We start from the raw sequence: 2,321 nt of genomic DNA, 5'->3' as shown, positions 1-2,321 counted from the left end.
ACCAAATACAGCGCGCTTGTCGCCCTGCGCGACGGAACCGACGCGCTTTCGATCATCAAGGCATCCGAAGCCGCGATCGGCGGCATCGAGGCTTTCTGCAAGGTCGAGGCGATCGACGCCTGGTTCGATCGCATCGGCTGGATCTGGGGCGCGACGTGCGAAGCACAGCTTGGCGCCTGGGACGACGCGTTGAACAAGCTGGCGGCGCATGGCTACGTGCCTGCGCGACGCGTTTCGCGCGACGAGATCGCGGCGATGGCAGGCACGACGAGCCACCTCGGCGGCGCGTTCGACGCTTCGTCGGCAACAGTGCATCCCGGATTCCTGGTGCGCGGCCTGCGTCGTGCAGCGCTAAAGCGCGGCGTTCGGATCTATGAAAAGTCGCCGATGAAGCGGTTTTCACGACGGGGCAAGCTCACGGTGGAAACGGCGAAAGGAACTGTATCCTGCGGCAAGGTCGTGCTTGCCATGAATGCCTGGTCCGGCGCGATTCCGGAACTGGCCCCTGCGATCTTCAACATCTCCAGCGACGACGCCATGTCACAGCCCATTCCAGACCTTCTCGACAAGATCGGCTACCGCCGGGCGCCGCTGATGATCGATTCCCGCGTCTTCGTTGGCGGTTGGTCTCCGACGCGCGATGGTCGGCTGTCCGTCGGCGTCAGCGGTGGCGTTATTGGCTTCGGCGGCATCGTCGACCAGCGTTTCCATGGCCAGTCGCCCCGTGTCGCCGAAATGCGTCGCGCGCTGCGGGACGGCCACCCGGCGCTCGCCGATTTTCCGCTCGAGACATCATGGAACGGCCCGATCGACCGGACGGTGAGCGGCGTGCCACTTTTCGGCGCTTTGCGCGCCAACCGCGATGTCGTTTACGGCTATGGCTTTTCCGGCAATGGCACGACAATGGCTTATATCGGCGGCGAGATCCTCACCGGCCTGTTGACTGACGGTGAATCGGAACTGACGCATTCGGCGCTGGTTCGTCCGGTAACGCGCGGTTTCCCGCCCGAACCCTTTCGCTTTGTCGGTGCACATTTTGTCCGCGGCGCTGTGCGTCGGCGTGACGATTTCGAACATGCCGGGCGCAAGCTCGATCCGGTGACGAGATGGCTCGCCGGGCTGGCTCCGTCCGGCGTCACTCCCTCCAAAGCCAATCTTCGCGCAAAAAAGGGATGACGATGTCCAAGGCCAAGATTTTCAAGCACAGCGAGTTGACCCTAAAGCCATCGGTCACGCCGACCGGAACGTCTTCGATCGCGCGCGTGATCAATGCCGAGATCAGCCGGACCATGGGCGGCGGCATCGAGTATCTGGAGAACGCCTCGATCGACTGGACCGTGACCTATGACGAGGTGCTGTTCATCCATGAAGGCACGCTGACGATCGAACTGGATGACGGCCGCCACGAATGCCGCCCTGGCGACATCGTCTGGCTGCCCAACGGCACCCACCTCAAATACATCGCCACCGAGCGTACCGGCTATTTTTACTGTCTGTACCCATACGACTGGGCAGCACGGCAAGGGACGGTAGAACCTTGAAGTGGCAGGCATATCATGGATTGGCCCTTCACGGCGCAGTTCCGGGGTAGCGAAACTGCTGTTTTGGCATCTCCGCGCCGACCGGCGCGGCGAAACAGTTCTAGTCACGGAATATGGCCAACCTTTCTCGCCGAAATCTCTGACCGGTGCTATGACCCACTGGTGCGCTCTCGCGGGATTGCCGAAGGGCCTTACGCTGCATGGTCTGCGGAAGTCACTTGGGGTCTATCTCGCCGAAGCGGAGGCATCCACCAGGCAGATGTTGGATGTCTCGGCCATGACGACATTGACCATGCCGAACTCTATTCCCGGGAAGCGTCGCAGGTGCGTTGGCTGTGCAGGGCATGGACCGAGTCGTACGGCTGGTAACGCGCTTGGCGAACCTCGTGGCGAACCTGTCAATAAACCCATTGATAATAATGCCCTTCCCGAGAGATGGGTGACAGTTCATTCTGGATAGATGGGTTACACTTTCGGCCCTTTGCAAGGAGAGCAAGGTGCCTTGGAGGGAGTGTAACGTCATGGAAGAGCGGCTGAAGTTCGTCGCCCGGCTGCTGGACGGCGAGAAGATGGCGATGCTTTGCCGGGAGTTCGATATCTCGCGCAAGACCGGCTACAAGATCCTCACGCGCTACAACGACAGCGGCCTGGAGGGGCTGACGGACCGATCGCGGCGGCCCTATCGCCACGCCAATCAGCTTCCGTTTCAAATCGAGAAGCTGATTGTGCGCCTCAAGCAAGACAAGCCGACATGGGGTGCGCCGAAGATACGCGAGCGGC

3 protein-coding genes and 1 pseudogene are annotated in these 2,321 nt (G+C 61.4%); all 4 read left to right on the top strand.

Translation table 11 applies throughout. The annotated features are described in order from the left end of the window. Nucleotides 1-1,176 (top strand): FAD-dependent oxidoreductase (locus tag EN884_RS33370; RefSeq protein WP_127419550.1); only part of this gene is annotated, 1,176 nt, incomplete at its 5' end. Then, a complete protein-coding gene (locus tag EN884_RS33365; protein WP_063168764.1) occupies nucleotides 1,173-1,541 on the top strand; it encodes an AraC family ligand binding domain-containing protein in 369 nt (122 codons plus the stop codon). The genes EN884_RS33370 and EN884_RS33365, both read left to right, overlap by 4 nt. An 82-nt stretch (nucleotides 1,542-1,623) precedes the next feature. Further along, nucleotides 1,624-1,906, top strand: a pseudogene (locus EN884_RS33360) (tyrosine-type recombinase/integrase); the annotation flags it as partial. Nucleotides 1,907-2,062: 156 nt separating this feature from the next. Continuing rightward, on the top strand, nucleotides 2,063-2,321 hold a 259-nt coding region (locus EN884_RS33355; RefSeq protein ID WP_164747151.1), incomplete at its 3' end, for a helix-turn-helix domain-containing protein.

Origin of the sequence: Mesorhizobium sp. M7A.F.Ca.AU.001.01.1.1 (assembly GCF_004022735.1) — a bacterium.
In the GTDB taxonomy this organism is placed as follows: Bacteria; Pseudomonadota; Alphaproteobacteria; order Rhizobiales; family Rhizobiaceae; genus Mesorhizobium; species Mesorhizobium ciceri.
The sequence above is the reverse complement of the archived record's forward strand: the minus strand, read 5'-3'. Positions and strand labels throughout refer to the sequence as shown.